The organism is Pseudomonas sp. 2,4-D (genome assembly GCF_030418155.1).
Classification (GTDB): Bacteria; Pseudomonadota; Gammaproteobacteria; order Pseudomonadales; family Pseudomonadaceae; genus Aquipseudomonas; species Aquipseudomonas alloputida.
On record NZ_JAUHUI010000005.1, the window covers coordinates 26,282 to 52,036 of the forward strand.

Here is a 25,755-nt window from a genome sequence, read left to right on the forward strand (position 1 = left end):
CCTTAGCCTGCGCCCATCATCCAAACAAGGGTTCAAACATGAGTGTGGAATGCTTTGTCACCGGCGGCAGCGGCTTTGTGGGGCAACATTTGCTGGCCAGTCTTACTGCGCAAGGGCACAAGACCTGGGTACTGATGCGCAGCCCCGGTAACATCGAACGCCTCAAGGAGCAGGTAGGCCAACTGGGGGGTAACCCGGAGTATCTCCATGCCGTTGAAGGCGATATCAGCCAGGAGGGGCTTGGCCTCAGCGAAGCAGACAAAGAACGCGTCACTGCGACCGCTGTGTTTTTCCATCTCGCGGCTGAATTTTCCTGGGGGCTGACACCGGAGCGCGCCCGCACAGTCAATGTCCAAGGTGCTCTGAGCGTGGCCAGGCTTGCGGCCAGCCAGCGCATCCGACTGCTCATGGTAGGCGGCTTCATGCTGCAAAACCTCAACCACCTTGCCCGTATCGGGGTTGATATTCAGTGCCCTGAAAACACAAACTGGCCCGCGGTCTACGCCCGTGTAGGCGGCTACGAAGGCAGCAAACTCGAGTCCCATTTTGCAGTCATCCGCTATATGCAAGACGCGGATGCGGATTACACGATTGTTCACCCTGCTACGGTGTGCGGCCACAGCGAGAACGGGCATATCCTGGACGGACAACCGCTTGCCGAACTCATTCGCAATCTGGCACAAGGCCGATTCAAAGCTATTCCCGGTTCCGCCAGTCACTGGTTGCCATTGGTCAGCGTCGATTATCTGGTGAAAATGATAACTTGCGTGGCGTTCGACCCCTCCATGGCCAACCGGCAAGTTCTGGCGCTGTATGAGCGAACACCGAACTTGCAGGGAATGCTTGGGCAGATCGCAGACACGCTAAAGGTCAAGGCTCCCCGCCGCCATATACCCATAGGGTTGCTCAGGTCGATATTGACGATTCCGGGACTGGCGACCCGCTTGGCGATCAGCGCCGAGTCATTGAACTTTATTCAGACGCAGCGCTTCGACATGGGAAACAGCAGGCAATTGGAGCGAAAGTACCAGTTTACCCATCCCGACATGACACGAGCCCTGGAAAACACGGTGCGCTATGTCAACGGCTCCTTGATGAAAAAATCCAAAAGTGAGGGCGCTGGCCAGCGAGGATGACGGGCCAGGCTGATGATGCCCACTCTGTCGGATAGCTGAAAGTGTGGCGACGCAGGCATTTCACGCACTGCGTCTTCGCTGATGACAGTAAGTCGCCGCTCGACCTCCGGCGCTGCGCGCCTCCGCTATTTCGAGGCAGCCAGAAAGCCTGCCGCAGGCGCACCTTCAGCAGCGACACGTCGGGCTCGGCCAACGCCCCACGCCAGCGCCCTGGTCATCGACTCGCCAGGGCGAGAATCGAAGGCCTCTTCAAGGATAGCCATGCCACCAGGGGCGTACACCCCGATGAACATCTGCGTTTTGCCTGTCCGCGACAGCCGCGTCTGAACATCAATGTATGTCCCATCGTCGAGCGTCTCGTCGTGAGTTCGGTGATGAAGCGTCGGGTCAGCCCAGGCCCAGAAAACATCACCGCGTATTCTCATGAGACGCTCCTACGACTTTAGTTGTAGTCAGGTGGTTTATTGCCACCATAGCGAACGTGCAGTTTTACGCAAATTCGTCTGACTCATCTGTGAGCTGAATCGGACAATCGGCTATTCAGCAGCCCCGCCAGAGACTCAACGCTTGTCGTGAAGCTCGGGCGGCCAAGCGCTCAAGAACCACATGACTCCTGGCGTCAATACATAGATCCAGTGCTGACCAGGGTAGATGAAGATGCCGACAGCCCAGATGGCGAGTAAGGTTCCGCCCGCTCGCCTACGCCGCCTCGGCGTGAACCATTCCTGAAACGCCTTATGCCTCTCCCGCAGTGTCATTACCACCCTCCCTGTTTGGTAAGCGGCGAAGCATATCACCTCTAGTTCAACGATAACGCGTCCCCGGCAAGGGCGGCGCCGGACCGGGTCATCCGCCAACATCTATGAGCTCAAGCAGTCCTCTATCGTCACTTACACCCTCGTCCCACTGTCCGCTCGACTCAGACTGTGTGAAAACCCAAATTTATCTCTGAAGCGTGCGAGCGTACGTGAAATCTGTAACGGCTTGGTTATTCAGCTAACCCAGATTTAGCGCAGGAGCGCGAATTTATGGTCGTTTTCTAACCAGTCGGATCGCGCTGAACGTTTTCACACAGCCTGGACCCAAAGCGGCCTCTCGCTAAGGACAGCAATCGGTCAATAGCAGCCAGCAGCTTGAAGGAGTCTCCGAGTCTATGGTCGATTCAGGCTGCGATGCTGAGCACTTGCGTCAGTACTGCGCAGTTATCGGACGCAGCCTGTGATTCCCCTGCGAACCCTGAAGCGCAAACCCAAGCCTAGGCCAAGCTGCCCTGGAGCAATTAAATGCTTATCCACTTGCGCGGTCGCTGCGACCGTGCGCGGCTATGAACATAGCGACGGCCGACCGGCAGTAGGATTCAATTTCGTTTTCGTCCTCTGCTCTCGCCTGATCGAAGCGGGCGATCATCAGTAGATCGGACCCTTTGAAGAGCGCGGCAAACAAGCGGGCGGCTTGGAGGGAATCGGGCACGTTGAGAAGCGCCTTCGCGTGAAGTTGGCGCAACAGGGTCTCGATGTCGGCGATGACATGGGCGGCGCCGGCTTCGTAGTGGCGCTTGCTCAAGGCGTTTTGACTCGTTTTATCGGCCATGACCATGGCTTCGATACTGCTGACGTCTGGTCTCAACAGCGTGCGCAGCAGTGATGTTCCCACCGCCATAAGTTGGTCTTCGACCGAACCTTCGGCACCTTCAAGCAGGGCCTGTGGTGCAAACGACTCCTGGCAACCAGCCGTGATGGCTGCGCTGAACAGCGCCTCCTTGTTCTCGAAGCGCTTATAGATGCTGAGCTTGGATATCTTCGCCCGCTGGGCGACCTTGTCCAACGTCGTCGCTTGAAAACCCAATTCCACAAAAAGTTCGCTCGCGGCGTTGAGTATCGTTTGGGCAAGCGCCTCGTTGGTGGGCCGGCCGCGCCGGACCTGTATGGTCTCAGTCATGATATTGGTACTTTGCAGTATCTTAATTTAAGGTATACGATACCACTCGGTATCTTAAATTTGCAATCCAAAGGCTAGGTTTCAACCTGCCCTCCAGCGGAGCCCATCACCATGAATGACGTCATCATCATCGGCGGAAGTTTTGCCGGTCTCGCCGCCGCTTTACAGCTCGGCCGTGCCCGTCGCAAGGTCATCGTTCTTGATACCGGCTGCCCGCGTAACCGTTTTGCCGGCCATTCACATGGTCTGCTTGGTCACGATCACACACCGCCGCTGGACATCTTGGCCGCGGCGCGGCAGCAGTTGGCGCGCTATCCAACGATCAGGCTGGTCAATGCCCGGGCGGAGAAAATTTCTGGCGTAATCGACGATTTCTGCGTTGTCACTGACGAGCACGAAAGCCTCAAGGCCCGCCGCGTAATCCTAAGCTATGGCGTCGCAGATCAGATGCCTGATGTTCCGGGCTTTGCCGATAGCTGGGGGACGTCCATCGTCCCCTGCCCCTATTGCGACGGCTTTGAAGTCGCCGGGCAACATTGGGGCCTCGTGTGGTCCGGCCCGCAATCTCACAACCAGGTCAGGCTGTTCCTCGATTGGACCGACAGGTTGACTGTCTTTGCCGATGGTCACGACATTGCGCCTGATATCCAGGCCGATCTGGCTCACCGCAACATATCTGTCATCGACGGGCGGATCGTCGAGATCGCCCATCACCAAGGGCATATCGCTACTGTCAATCTCGACACTGGCTCCACTGTTGCGGTCGACATCCTGTTTGCTCATCCGCGCAACAAGCCATCCGCAAACCTGCATGAATCGCTGGACCTCGCCACGATGGATACGCCAACCGGCGTCGTCCTCAAGGTCGACGAACGCCGCCAAACCAGCACACCCGGCATCTACGCCGCCGGCGATCTCACCACGCCCATATTGCCCTCGGTCACCCAGGCATCATCGCAGGGCGCGATGGCGGGTATTTTTGCCCAGCAGTCGATGCTGGCTTGAGCGCTTAGAGAGGAAATGAACATGGCCGTCGAGCCGGACAGCGCGGGGGTGCGCTTACCTCCGCCCTTCATCTATCTAGGAGCGTTGCTGTTGGGGCTGGCGGCGGATCGGTTCGTCGCCCTGAGCTACTTCGGCATCGACCGGTGGTTGCTGGTCGCGACGGGCGCGCTGCTGTTCGCTGCCGGCGCGGTGATGATGCTTGCGGCGGCGGGGCTGTTCCGGCGTCTGGGCACCAACATTCCGCCGTCGCGACCAACGACCCTCATCGCAACGACCGGCCCTTATCGGAGGACCCGCAATCCCATGTATCTCGGCATGGCGCTTGTCTATGCCGGCATTGCGGTCGGCTTCGACGGAGCAATCGCCTTGGCTTTGCTTCCATTGGTGCTGATTGTGATCCAGAAACAGGTAATCGCCCGCGAGGAGCGCTATCTCGAATCCAAGTTCGGCGACGACTACCGCCGTTACAAGGCCAAGGTTCGCCGCTGGCTCTGACTATTCCGCAACTGCTGCATGCGGGATATCCTGATAACCAACACCGACTTTCTTGCCACGGCTACTGAATGGGCCCTGATTTCGTAGAATGACTGAAAAGGGGACAGATTTATTCCCCCTAGCCCAGATTAAATCGCCTCAGCGTGGTTTATTGAGGGTAGCTAGGGCGGACAAGACCTTTTCATGTATGTGAAGTGTCCCCTTGGTTTCGAGACGCTGCACCACGATCAAAAACGATAGGTTGCCTGGACTGATACTCCATGTGCGTGATTCTGATATTCAGCCGAGTACTGCGGCTGGAGTCCGGTTTTGTTTTCAGGCTTCACTGAAACCCTGGCATCCCAGAGGTAACCGTAGGCGAAATCAATGGTGAGGTCCGCATCAGGTGAGTAGGCACCGCCCACGGTCACAGCTTGGCGATCGCCCACCGGAATGCGCACGCTGCGGTCGGTGTTTCCTACCGGTGCAGGGTCATAAGCGTAACCAGCCCTCAACAGCCACCGTGATGTCAATTGGGTGGACACCCCTATCGCCGCGGACCATGTATCATGCCAGTTCAACGACTCCCCCACTTTCCCGAAACCGAGTAGTTGGCCGGTGGATGAAACACCACTGTTGACCGCCTCAAACTTTTGAAGCCGGCTCCAACGGGTCCAGGTGGTTCCCAGATATCCGGTCCAACGGCTGTTGAACTTGTGAGTAATAGAGGTATCCAGAGACTCTGGCATTGTGAGATCCATCGACGCGGCATACTTTCCGTCCAGTGACAGTGCGCTGGGCGCCCCGGATACCTCGGTATGCCCTTCGAGGTGGTAGCTGACTTTTGAATGATAAGTCACCCCCCAGCGTGTCGACTCGCTGACATCGACAAGCACGCCGACGTTGTAGCCAATCGCCACATCATCGCCCTTGATGGTTACCAGCGTGTCCTGGCCATTCAAGGGGCCTGTAGCCAGAGCGTTCTCAAGTTTCGCATTGAACCGATTGATCGTCGGTCCTCCACCAATCGACAATACGTCATTGACGCGATAGGCGATGGTCGGTTGCAGGGTCATTTCCTTGGTCGTGCTGTAGGAGCCGTGGTAACGCCCCTGAAATGAACGTTCATAATCATTGACCAGCCCACTCGGCGCATAAAAACCCAGGCCAATCGATAACTGCTCGTCAATGGGTGTGGATGCATAGCCGAAGGGTATGGCCGCCAGAGGTACCGAGTCGCCTTTATTCGTCCCTGAAACACTGCTCCGGGCATGGCTGATATCGTCGCTCACTGCGAGTGAGGCGAATCCGCCGGACAGTTCACTGCGCTTCAGCTTGGTCAACCCGGCAGGGTTACCGTAAAGAGTGCTTGCATCCAGTGCGGAAGATGACCTGCCTGCGTACGCTGTTCCGGCACTACTGGAACTTTGCTCGTTAAGAGCAATGCCATTGGCGCTAGCAACGCCAGAGGCACCCAGTACCAGCAACGAACCGAGGAGTTTTATCGACGGACTCAGTAGCACATGACCAACGACAAAGATTGAACGGTTTGCCGAACATCCGGCTGCAGCAGATTTCCTGCTTCGGGGGCTCGGTCTCGTCCAGCTCCAGGCAAGGCGTTCCTGCCAGTTCGCGGGCAGTCTTCTCTACCACCACACTAAATTTCTGTCGCAGCGTCCTGGCATCAGCCTTGGCCAGATCCATCGCCGTATGAATGCCCATCGCTTGAAGGTGGGCAGTCATACGGCGGCCAACTCCCCACACCTCTTTCACCTCGGTATTGCGCAGCACCCAATCTCGCTTGAACGGATCGGTGATGTCGACCACGCCGCCGGTCTGGGCCTGCAGGCGCTTGGCCATGTGATTGGCCAGCTTGGCCAAGGTCTTTGTGCCGGCGATCCCAACCCCCACAGGTATGCCAGTGCACTGGAAGATCCTGGACCTCAGCTTTCGCCCGAACTGGGTCAAGTTTTCCTGAATACCGGACAGATCAGCGAAGCACTCGTCGATGCTGTAGATCTCGGTGGCAGGCACCATCGACTCGATCAACGACATGACACGCTCGCTCATGTCGCCGTAAAGCGCGTAATTACTGTAAAGGCCATGATGCCGTGCCGACGTAACTTGTCCTTCGCCTGGAAGTACGGTTCGCCCATCTTCACGAAAGGCTTGGCGTCGTATGACCTGGCAATCACGCAGCCATCGTTGTTGCTCAGTACGACGATCGGCGTCTTGGCCAAGTCGGGCCGGAATACACGCTCGCAACTTGCGCAAAACGAGTTGCAGTCAATGAGTGCGAAAACTGGATCACTGCGCATGGTCGCGAACGCTGTAACGCACGACACCCCAGATGACGAGCTCGTCGCCCTCCATGATGTACCGCGGTGGGTAGGTCGGATTCTCCGACTTGAGGACCACAACGCCATCGCGTCGGTGCAAACGCTTGCACACAGGTTCGCTGTTAACGGCAGCAATCACGATGTCGCCGTGCTCAGCCTCAAGGCCTCGGTCTACGATCACGAGATCACCCGAGTAGATGCCTGCGCCTTGCATGCTGTCGCCTTCAACTTTTACCAGGTACACATGGGGCGCCCGGAGGTCGAATAGCTCATCTAGGGAAATGTGGCCTTCCAAATGGTCCGCAGCAGGCGAAGGGAAACCGGCCGGGACATGGAACGAATACAGCGGTAGCGGTTCGGTAACACCGGTGGGCGTACCTATAAATGTGATGGTCATGATGGAAGGCCCAATGCGAACTGTATGCATATACAGCAAATCCGGCATCGGGAGCCCGGTCAATCCTGGGTGGCGAAAATTCTGACGGGCGAGAGGTGGGATATGTGCGGACGGTACCCGATCTACGAGTCGATGGATCACTCGCTATTTCAGTTCCGCGATATTCGGCCGAAGGCCGCACCGGAGATCAACGACCTGAACGAGACAAGCGTGCTGCTGGGTCATTCGAAAGAGGGTATTACCAAGCATGTTTACCGGCGCGTCGGCGCGATCGCAAAGCCCTCGAAAGGCTGAAGTTTCGGAACTCTTGCCTTTTTTCGACCCATAAAGAAAAACCCCGCAGACGTTAATCTGCGGGGCTTTCGAATGGTGGAGGCCGAGGTCGGAATCGAACCGGCGTAGACGGATTTGCAATCCGGAGCATAACCACTTTGCTACTCGGCCTCAAAGGTCGGATCTAGCTGCTTGCGCTTTGCTATCTCCTTGAAACGCTGAACCTTTTTCAAAGTTTGCTGCGTTTCGATGGGCGCCATTATGTCTTCATTCTTTTAACCTTGCAACCCCCTGAACGAAAAAAAATTTCAACGGGTTCAAGGTGTTAGCGCAGGCGGCTGAGTTTACTCCACAAGCCTACCACCGCGTTCTCCACGGTACCGCTGGCGGCCATGCCAATGCGCTCCTGCAGGCTCTTGCGTTCGGCATAGTGCAGGTGGAACAGGTTGGCGTTGCGCGCGCGCTCGCTCAGGTACTCGTCACTGGTCTGCAGCTCGTCCACCAGCTTGCGATTCAAGGCGGCCACGCCCAGCCAGACTTCGCCAGTGGCCACTTCATCGATGTGCAACTGCGGACGATAGCGGGAGACGAAATCCTTGAACAACTGGTGAGTGATGTCCAGGTCTTCCTGGAACTTCTCCCGGCCCTTCTCGGTGTTTTCGCCAAAGATGGTCAGGGTGCGCTTGTACTCGCCAGCAGTCAGCACTTCGAAGTCGATGTCGTGTTTTTTCAGCAGGCGGTTGACGTTGGGCAACTGTGCCACCACGCCAATAGACCCCAGTACGGCGAATGGGGCACTGACGATCTTCTCGCCGATGCAGGCCATCATGTACCCACCGCTGGCAGCCACCTTGTCGATGCACACGGTCAACGGGATGCCCGCCTGACGAATACGCGCCAGTTGCGACGCCGCCAAGCCGTAACTGTGCACCAGGCCACCGCCGCTTTCCAGGCGCAGTACCACTTCGTCACGCGCGGTGGCGAGCGTCAGCAGCGCGGTGATTTCGTTGCGCAGGCTTTCGGTGGCCGAGGCTTTGATGTCGCCATCGAAGTCCAGTACGAATACCCGGCTCTTGTCTTCGGCCTTGCCCTTCTTCTGCTGTTTTTCCGCCTTGGCCTGCTGCTTGCGCAGGGCCTTGAGCTGGGCCTTGTCGAGCAGGCCGGACTCCAGGCGCTCACGCAGGTCCTTGTAAAAATCGTTCAGTCGGGTGACCTGTAATTGCCCGCCCGATTTGCGCCGACCTTTGCCACGCAGACCGGCGATGGCCGACAGCACCACCAGGATGGCGATGACCAGGGTGGCGGTTTTGGCGAGAAAGCTTGCGTATTCGGCAAGAAACTCCACGTTGACTCCTTAAATGCCTGCGCCACTACGGCGCGTCACTGTTGCAAGCATACCGTTGCGTCTGTGGTGCTGCCAGCCGGTGTAAACGCTGGCAACATCTTTCAAACAACCTTTTCAAACGCTTGTATGTTTTTTCGTTGACAGCCCGTGAGCCGCATCCTAACCTCGCAGCAACCTCCAACAGGCCGGAACCTTTCGTGGGCAATCTCTACCTGATTCGACATGGCCAAGCCTCCTTCGGTGCCGATGACTACGACGTCCTCTCGCCCGTGGGGGTACGCCAGAGCCAGGCCCTGGGTGAGCACCTGGCCCAGTTGGGCGTGCGGCTGGACCGCTGCGTGGCTGGCGACCTGCGCCGCCAGCAGGATACCGCACGGCTGGCGCTGCAGGCGCTGCACGCCAACGGCTGCCCGGTGCCGGCGGTTGAGACCGACGCCGCATTCAATGAGTTCGATGCCGACGGTGTGATCCGCGCCCTGTTGCCCGACCTGCTGCCGGAAGAGCCCGATGCCCTGCATGTGCTGCGCAATGCTGCGCAGCACCGCAGCGAGTTTCAGCGCCTGTTCGCGTTGATGGTGCAGCGCTGGCACGATGGCGAGCATGCCGATAATGGCCTGGAAACCTGGCATTCGTTTACGTCACGCGTACAAGGGGGCTTGCAACGCGTGCTGGACAGCGCCGGCAGCGGCGATCATGTTGCTATCTTCACCTCGGGTGGCACCATTGCCGCCCTGCTCCACCTGGTTACCGGTATTACCCCCAGCCAGGCGTTCGCGCTGAACTGGCAGATCATCAACACGTCGCTCAGCCAGCTGAAGTTTCGCGGCCGCGACGTGGCACTAGCCTCCTTCAACAGCCAGGCCCATGTGCAGCTGTTGAGGGCGCCGGAGCTTGTCACCTACCGATAAGCCCGGCTTGTTGTGTCCCTGCGGGGACGTGTAAATCACTCTATAAGGAATGCGCCATGACCTCCGTAGCTGATGCCGTCAAAAAGATGCAAGAGAAATTCAACCCATCCGCTGCCGCCGGCCTGGACCTGGTGTTCGGCTTCAACATCACCGACGAAGACAAGCACTACGCGCTGATCGTCAAGGACGGCACCTGCGACCTGCAGGAAGGCGAAAACCCGGATGCCAACTGCACCCTGGTGATGGACGCCGAAACCCTGAAGGGTATCGTCAGCGGCGAAACCGACGGCATGCAGGCCTTCATGGGCGGCAAGCTGCGGGTTGAGGGCGACATGATGCTGTCGATGAAACTCAGCGAGCTGTTCCCGTCCTGAGGGCTGGGAATACCGGATGATCGAAAAACCGAAGCCTGACGGCTTCGGTTTTTTTTGCCCTGCATTCGGTGCAGTGATCCACCAGCAACACCCTCACCTATTTGGCACATGGGACGATTGTTCCAACCCTGGCGGACCATTAAATTACCCAATAGTACTTGCTATCGAGAATAAGGAAGACGCATGACGCTCACCGACCAGTCCACCCAGGTACGCCCCGGCGAAGAACTCGACGCGGCCGTCATCGACCCTTACTTCAAAGCCAATATCCCCGGCCTGCACGGCCTGCCGAGCATTAGCCAGTTTCCTGGCGGCGCCTCCAACCTCACCTACCTGGTCAGCTACCCGGGCCGCGACTTCGTGCTGCGCCGACCACCCTTCGGGCAAAAGGCCAAGTCGGCACACGACATGGGCCGCGAGTTTCGCATCCTCAACCAGCTGAACAGCGGCTTCCCCTACTGCCCCAAGGCCTACGCACACTGCACCGACACCGGCCTGATCGGCGGCGAGTTCTATGTGATGGAACGGGTCAAGGGCATCATCCTGCGCTCGGACATCCCGACCGAACTGAACCTGGACGCCAGCCGGACCGAAGCCCTGTGCAAAAGCTTCATCGACCGCCTGGTCGAGCTGCACCAGGTGGACTACACCGCCTGCGGCCTGGCCGACCTGGGCAAGCCGGAGGGCTACGTGCAGCGCCAGGTCGAGGGCTGGACCAGCCGTTATGAAAAAGCCCTGACACCGGATGCGCCACGCTGGGAAACGGTAACCGCCTGGTTGCACGAAAAAATGCCCGCCGACCACCCGCGCCCAGGCATCGTGCACAACGACTACCGGTTCGACAACGTCATCCTGGACGCGGACAACCCCATGCGCATCATCGGTGTGCTGGACTGGGAAATGGCCACCCTGGGTGACCCACTCATGGACCTGGGCAACTGCCTGGCCTACTGGATCGAAGCCGGCGACCCGGCGCCAGTGCAGTTGATGCGCCGCCAGCCAAGCAACGCGCCAGGCATGCTCAGCCGTCGCCAGTTCGTCGATTACTACGCCGAGCGCGCCGGCATCCGCCTGGACAACTTCGATTACTACTATTGCTATGGCCTGTTCCGCCTGGCAGGCATCGTTCAGCAGATCTACTACCGCTACTACCATGGCCAGACCCAGGACAAGCGTTTCGCCCAGTTCATTCACATGAACCGCTTGCTGGAACAAATGACCTTGCAGGTCATTTCCAAGTCCAGCCTCTGAGCACAGCCCACGACGACGGATAACAAGGAAAACAGCATGTCCAAGACCCACCTGTTCGACCTCGACGGCAAGATTGCCTTTGTTTCCGGCGCCAGCCGAGGCATCGGCGAGGCCATCGCCCACTTGCTCGCGCAGCAAGGGGCCCATGTGATCGTTTCCAGCCGCAAGCTTGACGGGTGCCAGCAGGTGGCCGACGCCATCATTGCCGCCGGCGGCAAGGCCACGGCTGTGGCCTGCCACATTGGTGAGCTGGAACAGATTCAGCAGGTGTTCGCCGGCATTCGCGAACAGTTCGGGCGACTGGACGTGCTGGTCAACAATGCTGCCACCAACCCGCAATTCTGCAATGTGCTGGACACCGACCCAGGGGCGTTCCAGAAGACCGTGGACGTGAACATCCGTGGTTACTTCTTCATGTCGGTGGAGGCTGGCAAGCTGATGCGCGAGAACGGCGGCGGCAGCATCATCAACGTGGCGTCGATCAACGGTGTTTCACCCGGGCTGTTCCAAGGCATCTACTCGGTGACCAAGGCAGCGGTCATCAACATGACCAAGGTGTTCGCCAAAGAGTGTGCACCCTTCGGTATTCGCTGCAACGCGCTACTGCCGGGGTTGACCGACACCAAGTTCGCTTCGGCACTGGTGAAGAACGAAGCCATCCTCAATGCCGCCTTGCAGCAGATCCCCCTAAAACGCGTGGCCGACCCCAAGGAAATGGCGGGCGCGGTGCTGTACCTGGCCAGCGATGCCTCCAGCTACACCACCGGCACCACGCTCAATGTCGACGGTGGCTTCCTGTCCTGATCAGGCTTTGACGGCGACCAAGGTGTAACTCAGGGGCAGGCGTGCAGGCTGCTCGCGCAGGCGATATTCGCCATCTTCGCCCTTGACCATCTGCCCCGGCAGCGCCTCCCAGGGGATGCTCTGGTGCTCGACCAGCGCTGTCAGCTGCAGGCCGTGGGCCAGCAAGGCAGTGATCACTTCACCCAGGCCGTGGTTCCATTCATGGGTTTCGGTGTGGGTCAGGCTTTGATCGGTTTCGACGTAGGTCTGGTCGGTGTGCCACACCGTCGGCGCTTCGTGTTCGAAATACGGATATTCGAGCTGCAGGCGGTCCTGATGATCTTCGTTGACAGCCATCAGCATCGGGTGCCCGTCGCGCAGGAACAGCCGCCCGCCCGGTTTCAGCAGTGCCGCGACGGTGTGCGCCCACGGCTCGATGCGGGGCAGCCAGCACAGCGCGCCAATACCCGTGTAGACCAGGTCGAAAGTACCCGCCGGCAGTACCTTGTCGGCGGCATAGACGTCAGACTCGACATACCGGATGGGCAGCGCGCAACGCTCGGCCAATGCCCGTGCCTCGGCCAGCGAAGCCTTGGAATAATCCAGGCCGCAAACCTTGGCGCCAAGGCGCGCCAGCGACAGGGTGTCGGTGCCGATGTGGCACTGCAAGTGGACCGTATCAAGCCCGTCGATGTCACCGAGCAATGGCAGGTCGAAGCGTACGGTTTCGGACAAGTGCCCGTGTTGCTGGACCAGGCGTTCGACCTCGTAGTCCTTCGAAGCGGCGTGCAACGGGGCACGCTCATCCCAGCTGATGCGGTTGAGTTGCAGTGAACGGTCCATGGTGTCGTCCTTGCGTGGAAGCACCTTATGCTAGTCGTCACCGCGCGCCCTGCGACACAACTGCCTTGATAAAAATTGTAAAGCCCGCGCGCCTCTGCTGCGGCAACAACTGCCTTGCTCAATACCCTGAATGTACGGGCCCTTACAGGAGCGGCGATAGCGCCAGCCGTTACAGGCAGGTTGCAGCAGCCGCTCGGCGTTGCAGGGCCACGCCGTCGTTCTGCTTCGCGTAGTAATCCACACGCGTCCCGCCCGACTGCGGGTAAACGTCCACGAACGCTTCGGCCTCACGGGTAAACACGGTGAACCCGCCCTGCTTGCGTGGTTCCAGGTAGCCGCTGGCGTCATCACCGAACACCTTCTCTTCCTGCCAGCTGAACTGGATGCACTGGGCGACCAGCTCTGGCGCCTTGTGCGAGTCAAGCTGCGCAGTCGGCTTGCCGCCACGCGCCGTTTCCATGGTCGCAGAAGCACAACCGGCCAGCATCAGCACCGCAGCCAACGGCAGAATCGCACGCATGTTCCATCCTCGGGGTCGCGAAAAAGAAGGCGACTCTAGCACTGGCAGGCATCCCGAGTGAATTGCCGCGCACTTGCCGCTGTCGCAGATAAAACATGCCATCACGAGGAACGCATCATGAAACTGCACTATCTGCTACTCGCCGCCCTGCCTTGCCTGCCCCTGAGCGTCAGCGCCGCCCCATCAAGCGAAGAAAGCATCACCGCCCCCGAAACCCACAACCGTGAACTGAACGTCGGCGACAAGGCCCCGGACCAGTACAAACGCGATGACCAGGCCATCCAGGACTGGAAAGCCAAGGGCCTGCCCGAACCGGAAAAGGAAAGCCACTGGGTGCGCATGGGCAGGCATTATGTGCTGGTGCAAATCACCAATGGCGTGGTGCTGGCGATTCAACCGGCATCCTGATTCGACACGCCCTGGCCAAGGCGACCCATTGCACAGCACCTCGCCGCCGGCCAAGTGCGCTTGGAACGCGTCGAGACGCCAGGGCTGGTCGATGCCGGTCAGCGCCACAGCCCGTTGTTGCAGGCGGGCGCATTGGCGCTGATCGCTGGAACGCACAATTTTTTTTGCCCGCCCGGGAAACCAAATCGATCGGTCCCAGTCTTAAAAGGTGCCCCGTAAACCTATGCGGATCAAGGACCTATATCGTGCTCACGCGTCTTGCAAGCCTTTCCCTGGTTGCTGTTGTTCTGCTGACCGCAGGTTGCCATAGCCATCGCTACCATGATGACGACGGCTGGCGTGACCGCGACCGTGACCATCGCCACCACCACCGCCATGACCGCGACGGCGATGACGATCGGCAATACCGCGGTGACCGCTACTACCGCTGAAGCGTCCTTTCAGCCCTGACCTGCCGCCCGTTGCGCGGCAACTTATCCTGATGATTCCTTTGAGGTTCGTATCATGCGTCTGACTCTGCCTTCCCTTGCCCTCGGCCTGCTGCTATGCCAGGGCGCTTTCGCCGGTGACGGTACTGCCGCCATTGGCGGTGGCCTGGGGGGTGTCCTGGGCAACGTTGTTGGTCAACAGCTCGGCGGCAAGACCGGCGCAGCCATCGGTGCCGGCGTTGGCGGCGCAGCCGGCAGCGCTGTCGGTGCGCGCAAAGGCAACCGTACCGAAGCCGCCATTGGCGGTGGCCTGGGCTCAGCCGGCGGCTCGCTGCTGGGCGGCGCAGTAGGCGGCAAGACCGGTTCGACCGTGGGTGCCGGCCTGGGCGGCGCGGCCGGTGGTGCCCTCGGCAACCATCTGGGCGACGACAACCGCGGCAGCAAGAAGCACCACCGCCACCGTCACTGACCCCGTGACCGGAGGGCCGCATAGCGGCCCTTTTTGTTGCAGCACATCAACACCCCCTTCACTACAAGCTGGCACACTGACTGCTACTGTCTATCGTGCCCCCGTGTGAAGGAACACCCCCTATCCATGAACCAAGAGTTGCTCTGGGTCCTCGGCCTGCTGGCCATCGTGATCATCCTGTTCGTCATCAACCGCCCACGCATGGACGTGGTCGCGCTGCTGGTGATTCTCGCCCTGCCACTACTCGGCATCCTGACCGTGGAACAGGCCCTGGCCGGGTTCAGCGACCCCAACGTGGTGCTGATCGCCGCCCTGTTCGTGATTGGCGAAGGCTTGGTGCGCACCGGCATTGCATATCGCATCGGCGAATGGATGAGCGAGCGGGCCGGCAATAGCGAAGCGCGCCTGCTGGTACTGCTGATGGTGGCGGTGGCCGGGCTGGGATCGATAATGAGCTCCACCGGCGTGGTGGCCATTTTTATCCCGGTGGTGCTGAGCATCGCTGCGCGCCTTCAGCTCTCACCCAGCCGCCTGATGATGCCACTGGCTTTTGCCGGCCTCATCAGTGGCATGCTCAGCCTGGTCGCCACACCGCCCAACGTGGTGGTGCACAGCGAACTGGTCCGCCATGGCGAAGCGGGGTTCAGCTTCTTCAGCTTTACCCCGTTCGGCCTGGTGGTACTGGTGCTGGGCATTGGCTACATGCTGCTGACCCGGCACTGGCTCAACGGTGAAGTGCGCAAGGACGGCCGGGTGGAAAGCCGCCGCACCTTGCTGGACCTGGTACTGGACTACAAGCTCAACGGCCGTGAACGACGCCTGCGCATCCGCCCTCAGTCGCCGCTGATCGGCCACAACCTTGGCGAGCTGCAACTGCGCACCAGACACGGCGCCAACGTGATCGGTATCGAGCGCCAACACAAGTTCACCACGCGCGTGATCGCGGCCGACTCGGGCACCGTGCTGCATCAGGGCGACGTGCTGCTGCTCGACCTGTTCGCCAAGCATGACGACCTGCGCAGCCTGTGCCAAACCATGCACCTGGAGCCGCTGCACTTCAAGGCCGCCTACTTCATCGATCAATCCCAGGATTTGGGAATGGCTGAGGTCTCGCTGCCACCCGGCTCGCAGTTGATCGGCAAGAGTATCCTCGAACTGGCGTTTCGCACCCGCTATGGCCTTAACGTGGTTGGCCTGCGCCGCGATCAGGCCGCTATCGAAGAGCAACTGGTGGAAGAAAAGCTGCGCCTTGGCGACACGCTGCTGGTGGTCGGCCCGTGGAAGGCAGTACGCCAATTGCAAAGCAAGCCCAAAGATTTCCTGGTCCTGAGCTTGCCCGCCGAGATCGACCTGGTCGCACCAGCCCGCACTCGCGCGCCGCAAGCGTTGCTTAGCCTGGCGGTAATGGTCGGGCTAATGGTCAGCGGCGCCGTACCCAATGTCATAGCAGCGTTGATCGGCTGCTTGCTGATGGGCGCAGGCCGTTGCATCGACATGAACAGTGCCTACCGTGCCATCCACTGGCAAAGCCTGGTGCTGATCGTGGGCATGCTGCCCTTCGCCCAGGCGCTGCAGAAAACCGGCGGCATCGACCTGGCGGTGGGTGGGCTGGTGAACGTGCTGGGTGGTGCCGGCCCCAGCGCCATTCTTGCCTGCCTGTTCGCCGTCACCGCAGTGATCGGGCTGTTCATTTCCAACACCGCCACCGCCGTTCTGATGGCGCCGGTGGCGGTCAGCACTGCGGCGCAGCTGGGCATGTCGCCCTACCCGTTCGCCATGACCGTCGCACTGGCCGCGTCGGCGGCATTCATGACGCCGGTGTCATCACCGGTCAACACGCTGGTGCTTGGGCCCGGGCAATACCGTTTTGCTGACTTCGTCAAGATTGGCGTGCCGTTCACCGTGCTGGTGATGCTGGTTACCGTCGTGATGGTGCCGTGGTTCTTCGGGCTGTGAGGAAAGTGGCCAGAAATAGAGGCAATTTGACATTATCGCAACCAATCGCGGCAGATTGACATCAGCCACCCTGAGCCAACACACTGCAGGTAATTGCCCCAGGTGCTCTATCGCGTTGTCCTGGATTTCGTTTCCGCTTGCCGGTCGAGTTCATGGTTTTTCCAGCCCAATCGCGCGTGTTGCCTTATGTCGTTGTACTTGGCGTAACCTTCGCCCTTACCCTGGGCGGCATCCTGGCACGCCCGATCGAATCGCTGTCGCTGTTCTGGCCAGTCAATGCGGTACTGGCCGGCGTACTGCTGCGCTACCCCCGTCAAGCCACTTTTACGGGCTTCAGCCTGGTGTGGCTGGCCATGGTCGGGGCCGACCTGCTGTGTGGCAGCGCCTGGGTACCGGCTCTGTGGTTCAACCTGTGCAATCTTGGCGTGGTGGTCACCCTCTGGCAGCTGCTGTCCCGCTTGCCACGCATGCACCGGCGAATGCGCAGCCCGCACGGCGTACTCAGCGTGTTCGCCGCCTGCGCCGTCGCTGCCATGGTGGCGGCCAGCATGGCAGCGGCAATGGCCGCCCCCTGGTTCGAACAGTCGTTGCGCGCCACCTGGCTGGCCTGGTTCAGCGAACAGTTCTCGACCGGGGTGCTGGTGCTGCCGGTGCTGCTTACAGCGCCCTCGGTGCGGGCCTTGATGCGCGGCGGCGCGCAATCCATCCGCCTGGCGCCGTTGCTGGTGCTGATGGCCTCGCTGGCATTCAGCATCGCCTTTGGTGGCCCTGGGGCCATTGCCTTCCCGATTGCCGCGTTACTGTGGTGTGCCTGGACCTACTCACCGTTCCTGGTTTCATTGCTGACGCTTACGGCCGGCAGTACGCTGATCGTGGCCGTGGCGCAAAACCTCATGCACTTCAGCGTGCCGCAGAGCGAGCCTGGGGTTACCACGCTGATGTCGGCGCGCCTGGGCATCGCCATGCTGGTGCTCGGGCCGCTGGTGGTGGCCTGCGTCAGCCAGGCCAACCGTAGCCTCATGGCCCGCCTGGCGCACCAGGCCACCGTCGATCATCTCACCGGTGTGCTCACCCGCAGCGCCTTCACACGCCGCGCCAACGCGTTGCTGGAGAGCCGCCAGCAGCACGCCCAGGCGCTGCCGCTGACCCTGATGATGCTGGACATCGACCACTTCAAGTCGATCAACGATGCCCACGGCCATGCCGTCGGTGACCAGGTGCTGCGCCAATTCGCCAGCACCCTGCAGGACCAACTGCACAACGATGAACTGATCGCACGCCTGGGTGGCGAAGAATTCGTTGTCATCCTGCCCGGACTTGCGCCAGAGCGGGCCAACTTCACCGCCGAACGCCTGCGCCGCGCCATCCAAGACCTTCACGTGGTACAGGCCGATCAGCGCCTGCAGATTACCGTGAGTATCGGTGTGGCAGGCTGCGACGCAGACATGCCGGCCCCCAGCCTGGACGAACTGCTGGCGAGTGCCGACCAGGCGCTGTACCGGGCCAAGGCCCGGGGCCGCAACCGCGTTGAACAGGCCGAAGTACAGCGCCTGGTCATCTGAACTAGCCAACCAGCAAGTCCCACGACAGCTTGGCGATCAGCACACACAACAGCACCAGGAACAGTCCGCGGACAAAACCGGCACCCTTGCGTACCGCCAGCCAGGTACCGGTCAGCGCGCCGAGAATGTTACACACCGCCATGGGCAAGGCTATAGCGTACAGCACGTTGCCCGTCGGCACGAAGAACACCAGCGCCGCAAGGTTGGTGGCAATGTTCACCACCTTGGCCGAAGCCGAGGCGTGCAGGAAGTCCAGGGCAAAGAAGCGGATGAACAGGAAGATCAGGAAGCTACCGGTACCCGGGCCGAACAGGCCATCGTAGAAGCCGATAGCGCCGCCGATCAGCACTGCCAGGCACTGCTCCTTGCGGCCGACCCGCGCAGGTGTGTGCAAGGTGCCGAAGTCCTTCTTGCAGAAGGTGTAGACCGCCATCAGCACGATCAGCACCAGCACTGCCGGGCGCATCACGCTGGGGGGTACCAGTGACACCGTGGCGGCCCCTGCGAACGACATGACAAAGGCACTGAGTGCCGCCGGTACGATCAACCCCCAATCCAGCGTCACTTTACGGATGAACGAGCGGGCCGCGAAGGCCGTGCCGCACACGGACGCCAGTTTATTGCTGCCGAGCAATGCGGCCGGTTGCGCGGAGGGCAATACGTTGAACAAGGCCGGGATCTGGATCAGCCCGCCGCCACCCACCGCAGCGTCGATCAACCCAGCGGCGAAGGCGAACACAGAAAGCACAGCAATATCCATCATGACGCGGTTCCAGGCAGTGAAGACGCCTGCAAGGCTAATCAAAGTGGCACACTTGTGTTGAAATGCCATATTGCGATAACTGCAACGAGGAGCAGGCCATGGCACTGGACATGCTGCGGGAAATCCAGGCGTTCGTCAGCGTGGCGCACAAGCGCAGCTTCGTTGCTGCCGCCCGCGCCCTGGGGCGTTCACCCAGCGCAGTTACACGCGCGGTACAAACCCTGGAAGACAATGCGGGAAGCAAACTGCTCAACCGCAACGCCAACGCCGTCACCCTGACCGAGGCCGGCGAGCGCTTGCTGCCGCATGCCGAACGCTTGCTGGATGTGCAACGCGATGCTGCCGACGAACTGGCCGCGCTCAGCGGCAGCGCCCAAGGCTGGATTCGCTTTGCCGCGCCGCAACTGCTGGGAGAGCATGTGCTACCGCAAGTGCTCGCCGAGTTTTCCCGCCGCCACCCTCAGGTGACCCTGGACGTGCAGTACAGCGACGAAGCCCTTGACCCGCTGCAAGGTAAATTCGACTTCGTGGTGCGCGGCGCCTTCCCCCAATCGAGCGAGCTGATCGGCTACCCGCTTTGGCCCTACCAGCGCCACCTGTATGCCAGCCCGGCATATCTGGCCCTGGCTGGCACACCGCAACATCCGGAAGACCTGGATGGACACACCTTGATCCTGCATACCGCGCCACGCATCCTCAAGGCCTGGCACTTCTGCCACGATGACCAGATCACCAGCCTGCGCCCCAGGCCCAGACTCCGCCTGGGCTCAGGAGGCGCGGTGTACCACAGCACCCTGGCCGGCGCCGGCATCGCCCGCCTTGCCGCCTGGGTCGGCGAAGCACAGGTCAAGGCCGGCCGCCTGGTGCGGGTGTGCCCGCAGTACCGCTTGACGTCCAGTAGCGGCCAGGACCCGCAGATGCATGCTGTATACCCTGCCGGCGAGTTGCCGACGCGGGTGCGTGACTTGCTGGCCGCCCTGCGCCGAGCCGGCCCGCTGCACTGAAACAAGCCATGAAACGACTGTTCAAATTCTGCTCAATTTAACAGAGCCCGCCGCGGGTCTGGCTTGCAGCACTTTATCCACAGACCTACCCACGTTTTTTGTGGACAGATTTCCCAGCGTAAAGAACGACTTATCGCACAAGCAGAAAGGCGAATTGGCCAACCTGACCCGCTCGATCCACGCCTGCCCTGAGAATGACTTGCACCTGATGCTGACCCAGCAGTGCGATGAAAGAGATGACCGGCCATTGGCCAATAGATTGGGCCCGTCGCTTGAAGTGGACGGGCCGCGCAGGGGAAAACGCGGTTGAACTCAGCTTGGCGGAATGGTGCCAAGAATACCAATCAGAATGGTCAGCAGCAGAAAACCACCCAGGAACAGCGCCAGCTTGCCCATTGGAACCTCTACAGTTGTGATGCGGGAATGGGCATATTGTCGAGCTTGGGCTGATACGGTTACAGATTCAGGTTTATGGAAAAAAAGCGGATCAGATGTGATGAGCAGATGCCGCTGGGCTGGATTCAGCCGCAGTGGTTGACGCTGAGCACGTGTCGCTCGCGGGGCGGCAATTGATACATGAAGTTTCTAACACGCCTCCAGGTTTGCGCAGTACCTGCGTTCAGTGCGCGGCCCCTCGAAAGCGCCTGAACCCAGCCAATACGGTAGATTGAGCTTGCCTGGGAGGACACGATCTGCAACACGACTTGTAGGATTATTTACCGCATCCTGTAGGAAAGGACGCGGCAATGAGTATTGCCTGTATGAAACATCAGTTTCTCCGGCAAATTCGAGCTGCTACGGTCCATTTTTCCTACAACGGTACGGAAGCCTACAGCGTGAGAAAAGCATGGACTCGTTCAAAACCTCTGCACTGAAGCTGCAGAAAAATCTGCTTAACCTGCGCGTTGAACGTGAGCGCCTGAGAGGTGAAGGCAAGGACAAGGATGCGGATCAACTCACTGGGCCGATCGCGCGGCTTGAGGAGGCCCTTCGGCAACTGCCGGATAGCCTGAAGCCCGACACCTTGCAGTGACCTGCAAGAGCCATTGTCATGCTCCACAGCTCAGGTCTACCCATACCCTTGCACGAGCAGCCTTGCGCTGCGAAGAGCGCGGTAAGGCAAACGACTGCCTCAGGCAGCTATTGCTTCTTCGCAGCATAAGGTTGCTTCGGAAGCCGAGCTGGCGCCGGGTCACCTATCCCCTCAGAACACCTTGATCGTGTAACTCAGAATCAAGCGGTTCTCATCTATATCTGTCCGGTAGTTGGAGCGCGCCATCACGTTGCGAACCCGTATCCCAAGCCCGGCCAAAGGCCCGCTTTGCACCACGTAGGCCAGGTCCAGGTCACGCTCGCGGTCACGCCCTTCAAAGCCCAGCCCTGTTTCCACGTCCCGCCCCTTTACATAACGCAGGGTCGACGTCAGCCCCGGAAGCCCCAAGGCGACAAAATTGTAATCATGGCGCACCTGCCACGAGCGTTCACCCGGCGCCGAGAACTCATAGGTCGGCAGCGTATTACCCATCGGGTTGGTATTGGCGCCTACCTGGATAAAGCCGTCATCGCCGCCGATCTGCTGATAGCCCACATAAAATGTATGCCCGCCGGTCTTGGCCGAGAACAGGCTGAACAGCGCATGGTTATCGTAGTCGCCAGCCGCCTTGCTTCCGTCCTCGCGGGCATCGAAGTAGCCGGCATTGACCCCCAGCGTCCAGCTCCCCAGCGGCTCGGCATGCTTGAAGCTGTAGAAGCGCTGCTGGTAGATATCCTCCAGCTGCGCCTGCCAGACGCCGACGCTGGTTCGGTTGTCGTTGAAGGCATAGTCGGCACCCACGTAGTTGAACCGGTCGCTGGTAAAATGCGCCAGCCGCGCGGGGTTGATCGGGTCGTTGACCAGCGCGTACATCTTCTGGCTGTTGGACGAGTCGCGCAGGCTGGTGGAGCGGAACTGGCCGGCGTTCAGGGTCAGCCCGGCGAACTCGCGCGACTCCAGCATCGCGCCCTGGTAAGTCGGCGGCAGCAGGCGCAAATCGCTGAACAGCAGCACCGGCAGGTTAGGCATCAACTCGCCCACCTTCAGCTCGGTTTGCGACACCTTGAACTTGATCGCCGCACCCAGGCGGCTGTATTCGTCCGCCGACTTGCCGCTGTCCAGGCTGGGCAGCAATCCGGACCGGGCATGTTCCGGGCTGCTGTCGAGCTTGAAACCCAGCAGGCCAGTAACATCCACACCCACGCCAACGGTGCCCTGGGTATAACCGGAGCTGGCATTGAGGATAAACCCTTGCGCCCATTCCTGGGTGCGCGACTGGGTGCTGGCGCCCTTGATATCGGCATAGTCGCGGCTGAAGAAGTAATTGCGCGCCTGCAGCGTGGCGCGGGCACCTTCGATGAAACCAGCCTCTTCTGCCGTGGCCTCTGCACACAAGGCGGCGGCAATACAACCGCCGGCCAGGCGTGCAGACGAAGAAAAACGCGGCGCAGTGAAACCTTGCATAGGGCTACTCCTGGATTTGGGCAACAGCAACCCGGCGCGGCGGCACTGCATGGCCACCGGCGTGCGGGTTGCATCGAGAGAGGTCGGCAGGCGGGCCACGGCCCGCCCACCCTGCCGTTGCGCGAAGCGCTGGGCCGCTAGCGGTTGACCAGCTTGGCCGGCAAGGCGATGACCAGGAAGCAGCTGAGGATCAGGCAGCCGGCAAACACCCACAGCGCAGCGTGCGAGGTGCCGGTGAGGTCGGTGACCACGCCCATCAGTGAGTTGCTCACCAGGCCGGCGATGTTGGCGACCGAACAGGCCAGGGCAAAGCCGGTGGCGGCTGCAGTGCCTTTGAGGAAGGTCGCCGGCAGGCTGAAGAACACCGGCACCGCGCCGATGATCGCCGCCGAGGCAATGGCGAACAGCACCACGGTCATCACCAGGTTCTGGCTGAACAAGGTGCTGCTGGCCATGGCGATTGCACCAATGATGAATGGCACGATGATGTGCCAGCGGCGCTCGCGGTGGCGGTCGGAGCTGGCACCGATCATGAGCATGCCGGCCAGCGCGGCCAGGCTTGGAATGGCCGTGAGCAGGCCGATATGGAAGGTGTCGCTGACGCCCGCATCGCGGATGAAGGTCGGCATCCAGAAGCCCATCGCATAGGCGCTGAGCAGGATCGAAAAGTCGATACCACCGAGCATCCACACCTTAAGGTTGAAGAAGCCATCGCGGAAGCTGTGTTTGCTGTCCTTGCCCTCGGCATCGTCGGCGGCCAGGTCTGCCGCCAGTTGTGCCTTGTCGTCAGCCGACAGCCACTTGGCCTGCTGGAAATGGTTAGGCAGTGCCCAGAACGTGAGGATGCCGAGTAAAACGCTGGGGATCGCCTCCAGCAGGAAAAGCCACTGCCACCCATGCAAACCTTGAACCTGGTCGAAATGCCCCATGATCCAGCCAGAAATCGGCCCGCCAATCACGCTCGACAACGGCAGCCCGATCATGAACAGGGCAATGATGCGCCCGCGGCGATAAGTGGGGTACCACATGGTCAGGTAGTACAGCACGCCTGGCAGGAAGCCGGCTTCGGCCGCACCCAGCAGGAAACGCAGGATATAGAACTGGGTGGTGCTGGTGACGAACATGGTGCAGGCCGACAGCAGGCCCCAGGTGATCATGATGCGGGCGATCCACAGCTTGGCGCCAACGCGCTGCAGGATCAGGTTGCTCGGCACTTCGAAGATGATGTAGCCGACGAAGAACAGCCCGGCACCCAGGCCATAGGCCGCTGTGCTGAACTGCAGGTCTTCGAGCATCTGCAGCTTGGCGAAGCCGACATTGATGCGGTCCAGATAAGCTGCGAGGTAGCAGAAACACAAGAAGGGGATGAGCCTCCAGGTGATCTTGCTGTACAACGCTTTCGTGCCATGGTCGATGTCACTGTGGACCGTGGTTGCATTCGCAATTGGCATTTCCTGTCTCCTGGCGGGCGACTTTGTGGTTGTTTTAAGGCCAGCAGTTTTCGACGCGCCGGGCACGCCGCGCATTCTACGCGGCGGGCCTGGACAGCGCCTGAAGACCCCGAGTGCTCCTGCGGGGCGACCACCCGGACAGCAGGCGGTCATGGACGGGCTTCCCGCACCGGTCCTTGATTGTTATTGGGTAGGCGCTGCCCGGCGTTCAGCCGGCCAACTGCCTGAGTTGCTGCATGGCATCCTGCCGGGTGACGACATCGCCGTACTTGCTGTCGATGTCGAACAGGTTGGCTTCGTGCGGGTCGCTGTGGCGGTCACCGACACACTCGCGCACCACGATGGTTCGAAACCCGTGCTGCATGGCATCCACCGCACTGGCGCGGATGCAGCCGCTGGTCGAGCAGCCAGCCAGCACCACGGTATCCACCCCTTGTGCATGCAGCAGCGGGGCCAGGCTGGTGGCGAAGAAGGCGCTGGCGTACTGCTTGCTTAGCACCACCTCCCCTGCCTGTGGCGCAACGGCCTCGCAAAAGGCTGCCAGCGGGTTATCTTCGACCATGTCCTTCATCACCGGCGCCTTGCGCACCCACACGCCGCCGTCAGCAAAATGCGGCGGCTGGTAGCGGATGTTGGTATGCACCACCAAGGTACCGCAGTCGCGGGCCAGCGCCAGCAGGCCGGCGGCCTGCTCGACCGCCGCAACCACGCCTGGGGCGTACAGCGGTGCGCCCGGGGTGGTGTAGCCCTGCATGAAGTCGATCATCAGTAGGGCCGGCTTGCGGCCAAAGCCGATGCGCTGGCCCCACACACCCTGGTAGTTGTCACGGGCGCTTTGTGCGTCGCTCATGTCCGTCTCCCGATTTCAGTAGGCGCCCGACAGCAAGGCACCGGCGCCCGGTACGATCGGCTCCAGGTCCAACGCCTTGAGCATGGCGTAGGTGGTGGCGATGGCAGCGGTGACCACAGGCTTGCCGGTTTGCGCCTCGACCTTGGCCACTGCCGGCAGCGATTGCATCTGCACGCACGCCGACAGCACCACCACATCGACACCCTCAAGGTCCATGCCGGCGACGATGCCTGGCAGGTTGGCCGGGTCGTGACGGGCCACGGCGAGGTTGTCGGGGATTTCCAGCGCGCGCCAGTCCTGCACCTCGAAGCCTTCCTCGCGGATGTAGTTCACCACCAGCTCGGTCAGCGGCTTCATGTAAGGCGCAACGATGGCAATGCGCTTGGCCTTCATCACATGCAAGGCCTCGACCAGCGCCCCGGCGCTGGTGATCACCGGCGCCAGTGCATCATTGTCGGCGGTGGCCTGCTGCAGGCGTTTTTCAGATTGACGGTGATAGCCCAGCCCCATGGCCATGATCGCTACAAGGCAGGCATAGCCCAGCACATCGACCTTGGCGTCGGACAGCTCCACTGCGCAGCGGTCGGACTCGGCGTCCATCGCGGCCAGCTCTTCCTTCTTCACCTGCTTCATGCGCATGCGGCTGGAATGGAAGGTGAACCGCTCGGGGCGGATCGCCTGGCGTGCGTTGAGCATCGCCGGAATTTCGGTTTCCATGGTGGTGTTCGAACTCGGCACGATCTGGCCGATGCGGTATAGCTGGGTCATGTCTCGTGCTCCG

The 25,755-nt window shown here is 60.6% G+C and carries 26 protein-coding genes, 1 tRNA gene and 3 pseudogenes; 16 read left to right on the plus strand and 14 right to left on the minus strand.

What is annotated here, in order from left to right:
- The first annotated feature begins 38 nt into the window (after positions 1–38).
- Positions 39–1,136: an SDR family oxidoreductase gene (locus QYE47_RS06090; protein WP_014590435.1), complete on the plus strand. Its 1,098-nt coding sequence runs from the start codon at positions 39–41 to the stop codon at positions 1,134–1,136.
- A 125-nt stretch (positions 1,137–1,261) separates the two neighbouring features.
- Here QYE47_RS06090 and QYE47_RS06095 read toward each other — a convergent pair whose 3' ends face one another.
- Positions 1,262–1,561 (minus strand): hypothetical protein, encoded by a 300-nt coding sequence (locus QYE47_RS06095; protein ID WP_010954670.1) that lies wholly within the window; start codon positions 1,559–1,561, stop codon positions 1,262–1,264.
- A 740-nt stretch (positions 1,562–2,301) separates the two neighbouring features.
- Here QYE47_RS06095 and QYE47_RS06100 point away from each other — a divergent pair.
- Positions 2,302–2,393: pseudogene (locus QYE47_RS06100) on the plus strand (IS5/IS1182 family transposase); the annotation flags it as partial.
- Between the two features lie 30 nt (positions 2,394–2,423).
- Here the strand turns inward: QYE47_RS06100 and QYE47_RS06105 are convergent.
- On the minus strand, positions 2,424–3,074 hold the full coding sequence (locus QYE47_RS06105; RefSeq protein WP_019438753.1) for a TetR/AcrR family transcriptional regulator: 651 nt from the start codon (positions 3,072–3,074) through the stop codon (positions 2,424–2,426).
- 111 nt (positions 3,075–3,185) lie between these two features.
- On the opposite strand from QYE47_RS06105, the gene QYE47_RS06110 reads away from it, so the two are divergent.
- Positions 3,186–4,079 carry an NAD(P)/FAD-dependent oxidoreductase gene (locus QYE47_RS06110; RefSeq protein WP_070383706.1) on the plus strand — a complete coding sequence of 298 codons (894 nt, stop codon included), beginning with the start codon at positions 3,186–3,188 and terminating at the stop codon, positions 4,077–4,079.
- Between the two features lie 21 nt (positions 4,080–4,100).
- Complete coding sequence (locus QYE47_RS06115) at positions 4,101–4,574, plus strand: isoprenylcysteine carboxylmethyltransferase family protein (protein ID WP_014590431.1); 474 nt, start codon at positions 4,101–4,103, stop codon at positions 4,572–4,574.
- Between the two features lie 227 nt (positions 4,575–4,801).
- Here the strand turns inward: QYE47_RS06115 and QYE47_RS06120 are convergent, their stop codons facing one another.
- The 3 genes and pseudogenes from QYE47_RS06120 to QYE47_RS06130 all read right to left on the minus strand — a co-directional run bounded on the left by QYE47_RS06120 (position 4,802) and on the right by QYE47_RS06130 (position 7,289).
- The gene (locus QYE47_RS06120; protein ID WP_335726757.1) at positions 4,802–6,058 is read right to left on the minus strand and encodes an outer membrane protein transport protein; all 1,257 of its coding nucleotides are present in this window, start codon (positions 6,056–6,058) and stop codon (positions 4,802–4,804) included.
- Positions 6,059–6,101: 43 nt separating this feature from the next.
- A pseudogene (locus QYE47_RS06125) lies at positions 6,102–6,871 on the minus strand (Y-family DNA polymerase); the annotation flags it as partial.
- On the minus strand, positions 6,861–7,289 hold the full coding sequence (locus QYE47_RS06130) for a LexA family transcriptional regulator (RefSeq protein WP_070384463.1): 429 nt from the start codon (positions 7,287–7,289) through the stop codon (positions 6,861–6,863). The gene QYE47_RS06130 and the pseudogene QYE47_RS06125, both read right to left, overlap by 11 nt.
- A gap of 141 nt (positions 7,290–7,430) precedes the next feature.
- On the opposite strand from QYE47_RS06130, the pseudogene QYE47_RS06135 reads away from it, so the two are divergent.
- Positions 7,431–7,583 (plus strand): annotated as a pseudogene (locus tag QYE47_RS06135) (integrase); the annotation flags it as partial.
- 76 nt (positions 7,584–7,659) lie between these two features.
- Here QYE47_RS06135 and QYE47_RS06140 read toward each other — a convergent pair.
- Together QYE47_RS06140 and sohB are read right to left on the minus strand one after the other, a co-directional pair.
- Positions 7,660–7,733: transfer RNA gene (locus QYE47_RS06140), tRNA-Cys, on the minus strand.
- Between the two features lie 154 nt (positions 7,734–7,887).
- Positions 7,888–8,907 carry a protease SohB gene (sohB, locus tag QYE47_RS06145; protein WP_014590427.1) on the minus strand — a complete coding sequence of 340 codons (1,020 nt, stop codon included), beginning with the start codon at positions 8,905–8,907 and terminating at the stop codon, positions 7,888–7,890.
- 197 nt (positions 8,908–9,104) lie between these two features.
- Between sohB and QYE47_RS06150 the strand changes: the two genes are divergently transcribed.
- From QYE47_RS06150 to QYE47_RS06165, 4 genes are all read left to right on the plus strand, one after another.
- Complete coding sequence (locus QYE47_RS06150; RefSeq protein WP_010954748.1) at positions 9,105–9,815, plus strand: histidine phosphatase family protein; 711 nt, start codon at positions 9,105–9,107, stop codon at positions 9,813–9,815.
- A 56-nt stretch (positions 9,816–9,871) separates the two neighbouring features.
- Complete coding sequence (locus tag QYE47_RS06155; RefSeq protein WP_003251077.1) at positions 9,872–10,189, plus strand: SCP2 sterol-binding domain-containing protein; 318 nt, start codon at positions 9,872–9,874, stop codon at positions 10,187–10,189.
- Between the two features lie 183 nt (positions 10,190–10,372).
- Positions 10,373–11,440 carry a phosphotransferase family protein gene (locus tag QYE47_RS06160; RefSeq protein WP_014590426.1) on the plus strand — a complete coding sequence of 356 codons (1,068 nt, stop codon included), beginning with the start codon at positions 10,373–10,375 and terminating at the stop codon, positions 11,438–11,440.
- A 36-nt stretch (positions 11,441–11,476) separates the two neighbouring features.
- Entirely contained in the window at positions 11,477–12,244 is a 768-nt protein-coding gene (locus tag QYE47_RS06165) for an SDR family oxidoreductase (protein WP_003251082.1), read from the plus strand.
- On the opposite strand, the gene QYE47_RS06170 is transcribed toward QYE47_RS06165, so the two are convergent.
- Both QYE47_RS06170 and QYE47_RS06175 read right to left on the minus strand, forming a co-directional pair.
- Complete coding sequence (locus tag QYE47_RS06170; protein WP_014590425.1) at positions 12,245–13,066, minus strand: class I SAM-dependent methyltransferase; 822 nt, start codon at positions 13,064–13,066, stop codon at positions 12,245–12,247. It abuts the gene before it with no gap.
- Positions 13,067–13,235: 169 nt separating this feature from the next.
- On the minus strand, positions 13,236–13,586 hold the full coding sequence (locus QYE47_RS06175) for a hypothetical protein (RefSeq protein WP_012051882.1): 351 nt from the start codon (positions 13,584–13,586) through the stop codon (positions 13,236–13,238).
- 117 nt (positions 13,587–13,703) lie between these two features.
- Here QYE47_RS06175 and QYE47_RS06180 point away from each other — a divergent pair, with 117 nt between their 5' ends.
- The 5 genes from QYE47_RS06180 to QYE47_RS06200 all read left to right on the plus strand — a co-directional run bounded on the left by QYE47_RS06180 (position 13,704) and on the right by QYE47_RS06200 (position 18,409).
- Positions 13,704–13,994: an RcnB family protein gene (locus QYE47_RS06180; RefSeq protein ID WP_014590424.1), complete on the plus strand. Its 291-nt coding sequence runs from the start codon at positions 13,704–13,706 to the stop codon at positions 13,992–13,994.
- Positions 13,995–14,239: 245 nt separating this feature from the next.
- Positions 14,240–14,425 carry a hypothetical protein gene (locus QYE47_RS06185; protein WP_019438252.1) on the plus strand — a complete coding sequence of 62 codons (186 nt, stop codon included), beginning with the start codon at positions 14,240–14,242 and terminating at the stop codon, positions 14,423–14,425.
- 73 nt (positions 14,426–14,498) lie between these two features.
- Positions 14,499–14,891 carry a glycine zipper domain-containing protein gene (locus QYE47_RS06190; RefSeq protein WP_003251091.1) on the plus strand — a complete coding sequence of 131 codons (393 nt, stop codon included), beginning with the start codon at positions 14,499–14,501 and terminating at the stop codon, positions 14,889–14,891.
- Positions 14,892–15,017: 126 nt separating this feature from the next.
- Entirely contained in the window at positions 15,018–16,847 is a 1,830-nt protein-coding gene (locus QYE47_RS06195; RefSeq protein WP_014590423.1) for an SLC13 family permease, read from the plus strand.
- Between the two features lie 137 nt (positions 16,848–16,984).
- Entirely contained in the window at positions 16,985–18,409 is a 1,425-nt protein-coding gene (locus tag QYE47_RS06200; protein ID WP_014590422.1) for a GGDEF domain-containing protein, read from the plus strand.
- Between the two features lies 1 nt (position 18,410).
- Here the strand turns inward: QYE47_RS06200 and QYE47_RS06205 are convergent, their stop codons facing one another.
- On the minus strand, positions 18,411–19,172 hold the full coding sequence (locus QYE47_RS06205) for a TSUP family transporter (protein ID WP_014590421.1): 762 nt from the start codon (positions 19,170–19,172) through the stop codon (positions 18,411–18,413).
- Between the two features lie 98 nt (positions 19,173–19,270).
- Between QYE47_RS06205 and QYE47_RS06210 the strand changes: the two genes are divergently transcribed.
- Together QYE47_RS06210 and QYE47_RS06215 are read left to right on the plus strand one after the other, a co-directional pair.
- A complete protein-coding gene (locus tag QYE47_RS06210) occupies positions 19,271–20,176 on the plus strand; it encodes a LysR family transcriptional regulator (RefSeq protein WP_019438249.1) in 906 nt (301 codons plus the stop codon).
- An 847-nt stretch (positions 20,177–21,023) separates the two neighbouring features.
- Positions 21,024–21,209 (plus strand): hypothetical protein, encoded by a 186-nt coding sequence (locus tag QYE47_RS06215; protein ID WP_019438248.1) that lies wholly within the window; start codon positions 21,024–21,026, stop codon positions 21,207–21,209.
- Positions 21,210–21,380: 171 nt separating this feature from the next.
- Here the strand turns inward: QYE47_RS06215 and QYE47_RS06220 are convergent, their stop codons facing one another.
- The 4 genes from QYE47_RS06220 to QYE47_RS06235 all read right to left on the minus strand — a co-directional run bounded on the left by QYE47_RS06220 (position 21,381) and on the right by QYE47_RS06235 (position 25,742).
- Positions 21,381–22,673, minus strand: coding sequence for an OprD family porin (locus QYE47_RS06220; protein ID WP_070383644.1), 1,293 nt, complete (start codon positions 22,671–22,673; stop codon positions 21,381–21,383).
- Between the two features lie 137 nt (positions 22,674–22,810).
- Positions 22,811–24,124 carry an MFS transporter gene (locus QYE47_RS06225; RefSeq protein WP_003251108.1) on the minus strand — a complete coding sequence of 438 codons (1,314 nt, stop codon included), beginning with the start codon at positions 24,122–24,124 and terminating at the stop codon, positions 22,811–22,813.
- A gap of 208 nt (positions 24,125–24,332) precedes the next feature.
- Positions 24,333–24,974, minus strand: a complete 642-nt coding sequence (locus QYE47_RS06230) for an N-carbamoylsarcosine amidohydrolase (protein WP_070383643.1) — start codon at positions 24,972–24,974, stop codon at positions 24,333–24,335.
- 15 nt (positions 24,975–24,989) lie between these two features.
- Positions 24,990–25,742 carry a maleate isomerase gene (locus QYE47_RS06235; protein WP_003251112.1) on the minus strand — a complete coding sequence of 251 codons (753 nt, stop codon included), beginning with the start codon at positions 25,740–25,742 and terminating at the stop codon, positions 24,990–24,992.
- Positions 25,743–25,755: the final 13 nt, after the last annotated feature.